General features: G+C 57.3%; 3 protein-coding genes. 2 read left to right on the forward strand and 1 reads right to left on the reverse strand.

Annotated features, from left to right (window positions below; translation table 11 throughout):
* The first annotated feature begins 90 nt into the window (after nt 1–90).
* On the forward strand, nt 91–435 hold the full coding sequence (locus tag ROO76_02260; GenBank protein ID MDT8066969.1) for a cupin domain-containing protein: 345 nt from the start codon (nt 91–93) through the stop codon (nt 433–435).
* 181 nt (nt 436–616) lie between these two features.
* On the opposite strand, the gene ROO76_02265 is transcribed toward ROO76_02260, so the two are convergent.
* Nucleotides 617–1711: a ScyD/ScyE family protein gene (locus ROO76_02265; protein MDT8066970.1), complete on the reverse strand. Its 1095-nt coding sequence runs from the start codon at nt 1709–1711 to the stop codon at nt 617–619.
* Nucleotides 1712–2028: 317 nt separating this feature from the next.
* On the opposite strand from ROO76_02265, the gene ROO76_02270 reads away from it, so the two are divergent.
* Entirely contained in the window at nt 2029–2871 is an 843-nt protein-coding gene (locus ROO76_02270; protein MDT8066971.1) for a hypothetical protein, read from the forward strand.
* Nucleotides 2872–3299 lie beyond the last annotated feature (428 nt).

Raw genomic sequence — 3299 nt, forward strand, 5'->3', positions numbered from 1 at the left:
CGACGGCTTCAATTCACGGCTCCCTGGCGGCAGCGGATCCCTGAAAATGTACCTGTATCGAATCAGTGGAAGTATAGAGAGGAGAACACGATGAGCAACGAACACGTGGCGCCTGAGACGAAGGGTGTTACGGTAAGGCAACTTGCAACGGTTGACCTCGGCCCTGAGATTGAAGGCATGGCAGGGCGCCAACTTCGAATGCGCTTGGTGACCATCGAGCCTGGAGGCGTCTTTGGCCCGATTCACGACCATAAAGACAGACCAGGCATCGTTTACATCCTGCAAGGAACGATCACCGACCATCGAAATGGCGTCGCTACGGACTATGGGCCGGGGGTCGGCTGGCCCGAGGATAGGAACACCACACACTGGCTTGAGAACAGAGGAACGATCCGGGCGGTGGAGATCTCGGTCGATATAGTCAAGCAACAATAAGATTACGAACTGGAAGGCGAGCCGGCATTGCGCCGGCATTGCGACAGTGCGCGGCCTGTTGCCCACCGAATCATGCCGATGATTTCGTAGCGAAATCATCGGCAGCAATTCATGGCGGGCGGCATGTCGTTCGTGAGTTGAAGAGACATGCCGCGACGCCATTTGCAGCCATTGCAGCAGGCTAGTACGTGACCGGCGGCACGACGATTCGAACAATCTGGCCCAATCCGACCGGCGGCGGCCCGAAGCCGACATTGGAAACATAGAGAGCGCCGTCAGGTCCGAACGTCATGGCAGTTGGGAGAAACAATCCAGTGGCGATTTCCTCGAGACCGCTATCCGTAACGCGAAGGACCTTTCCGGTACCCGGTGTGGGGAATGGATTACCGGTGGTGTTTTCGAGGATGTACATGTAGCCCGCGTGATCAAAAGCCACACCGAGCACGGTTGTCACGTCCGTAACAACGGTCTGGATATGGCCGCTCGGCGTAATTTTCAGAATCTTTGACGAACCCTCTTCGATCGGGAACGTGTTCAAATTCCCGACATAGAAATTTCCGTGGTAAGCAATTGCTGAAGGCACAATGTGACCCTGGCTTGCTGAAATATCGGCAATCCTGCGAATGGTTCCATCCGGCGAAACCGCGTCCAGCTCCCCGTGATTCGGCTCCACCGCGTACAATTCTCCGCGCACCGCGACCATGCTGTACCAGGTACCATCCGGTTCAAAGTCGTCCGGATTGGGGTCCGCGACCGGGTGCGCTTTCTGGTAAGCGCTCAGGTCGGCGATCATGGCCCAGGTGCCGTTCGTGTTAACCCTGAAGATGCCGTTGGTCGTGCCTGCAAGGCCGTGGGAACATCCCGAGCCGGCAGTGAGCGCGTACAACGTGTTGCCGATAAATGCCACGTCAGCAACGCCGCTGACCAGGTTGCCCTGATCCGGGCTGGTCTGGCTGGAAGGCAGACCGTCGATTACCGTCGTGCGATTTCCATTGGCATCGATTTTTGAGATGCGGGAAGTGTAGCCGCCGGTGTACGGCCCAACGGGAGCGATGACCTGGTCGCAGGTACCAACCGTGGATGCCGTGCCGCCGGCGCCTCCTTCCGCGACATACAGATAGCCGTCAGGCCCAAAGGTGAGGCCACGAGGATTATTCAATCCTTTGGCGAAGACAGTTACATTGGGAGATGGACTTTGCGCGTGGACAGTTACGAGGCACACCGTAGCAAGCAGCGCCGCCCCGGCGCAGATCTTCAGCCATGGAAACAGTTTCATAACAACCTCCTTGCGATTGGCATTACATTGCGCACGACGGGGAAAAGCCCTACTGGACGGGCATCTGGGGGACCGGGAATACCCGAGTCGAATTATTCTGAAGAACAAAGCAACTTTAGGTGTACTCTAGGCAGACACTGACTCCCTTGCAATAGCCTTTTAGGATACTTTTGGAACTCCCCATGGAAGCTTTCCTGAGCTGGCGGAGAACTCGCCCGACGGACCTCCCCGAGTGTCTTAAGTTACATCCCGCCAAAAACGGCGCAGAGGGAGTCGGGGTTCACCGTGCCCTTGATGCGTGGAATAGGCTCCTTGGCATGACGCATGGCACCCGCAGCGCGGTGATTGAATTGCAGCGGAAAGATGGCAACGAGATCGTCGGCTTCGGCTTTGGCGTCTTCGTGAAGAAAAGCTTTGCCGACGCTGAACTGCGGAATCCCGCGCCCGGATTGAACTGCCGAATCATTGAAAGCGTTTTAGACGGCAATTCGGTCGTCGCAACCTACGAAGAAGTACGCGATGCAAATACCCGCGGCGACCTCGATCAAGTGGTCCTCGAAACGAGTTGGAAGGAAGGTCACCTGGACGCAGAGCAGGTGCAGGAAGTGCGAGTCTTGTTAGCGAAGTGTTACCAGGAACTCTACGCAGGTTATAGGTTCTCGAGAATCCTGTCGGAGTGCGTGGACGAACGGGATTTCTGGCACGCTCAGGGACTGCGCTCCTTCCAGATAGTCGATCGCTTTGAAGAGTATTGGAAGGTCAACCCTGATGCCAGATGGAATCCCCAACGAGCTCTCAGCGTGGCGACCGCTGAAACCATGCGTGGCGACCCAGGCTCCGTCGCTGCCGCATTGTTCCACCGTCACCGCGATCCCCAGTTTGGCTTCACGCGGGAGGAGCAGGAGCTTCTCGATCTGGCGATGGAAGGAATGGATGATCTAGCTGCAACGAAAGCTCTCTTCGTCACCTTGCCGGCCATCAAACGGCGCTGGCAGAACATCTTTCATCGAGTGGCGGCATTGATGCCGGACCTCTGCCCGCCCGACGGCGACGGAACGAGAGGTATTCAGAAGCGTCAGCGCATCCTCACCTATGTCAGGAATCATCCTGAGGAACTGCGACCGTTCGATTTCAGAAAGATCCAGAAGCCGCAGAGGTAAAAGCCGGGCGTTCTCTTCTCTTCCATCGTGCCCAGCACTGCCACTTGACCTGAGTCCCACGAACTCGGTCCGCCTGCTTGTGTGAGCGCAAAATCGCAAAGCACTCATCGAGTCCGATGACTACCCGCAAATCGCCCAGTGTCGAGGAATGTGCACAGTTCGCCGCGATCCCCAAGTACCACTCATTCAGAGCGGTCGTCAGTCTGTGGTCGCCAAACCGGAACCGACCCAACCCCGCCTCTCCCGCCCGCCTTCGTCGCAGTCAACTCCCTCCTGACTTGACCCGCCCCTAACCCACTCATTCCACTAGCCAAATTCCGCGCCGCCGCTTTGCAGAACATTTCCCCGTCCCGGCGCACAATAAAACCATGCCAAGCCAATGCACCATCGCCACCGGAACGACCAGCATCGGAATCGGAGGGAGCAGG

Source organism: Terriglobia bacterium, from assembly GCA_032252755.1.
Lineage (GTDB): Bacteria > Acidobacteriota > Terriglobia > Terriglobales > Acidobacteriaceae > JAVUPY01.

Coding starts and splice junctions, on each gene's coding strand:
- ROO76_02260 (MDT8066969.1), top strand. CDS start 91: ATGAGCAACGAACACGTGGCGCCTGAGACGAAGGGTGTTACGGTAAGG.
- ROO76_02270 (MDT8066971.1), top strand. CDS start 2,029: ATGACGCATGGCACCCGCAGCGCGGTGATTGAATTGCAGCGGAAAGAT.
- ROO76_02265 (MDT8066970.1), bottom strand. CDS start 1,711: ATGAAACTGTTTCCATGGCTGAAGATCTGCGCCGGGGCGGCGCTGCTT.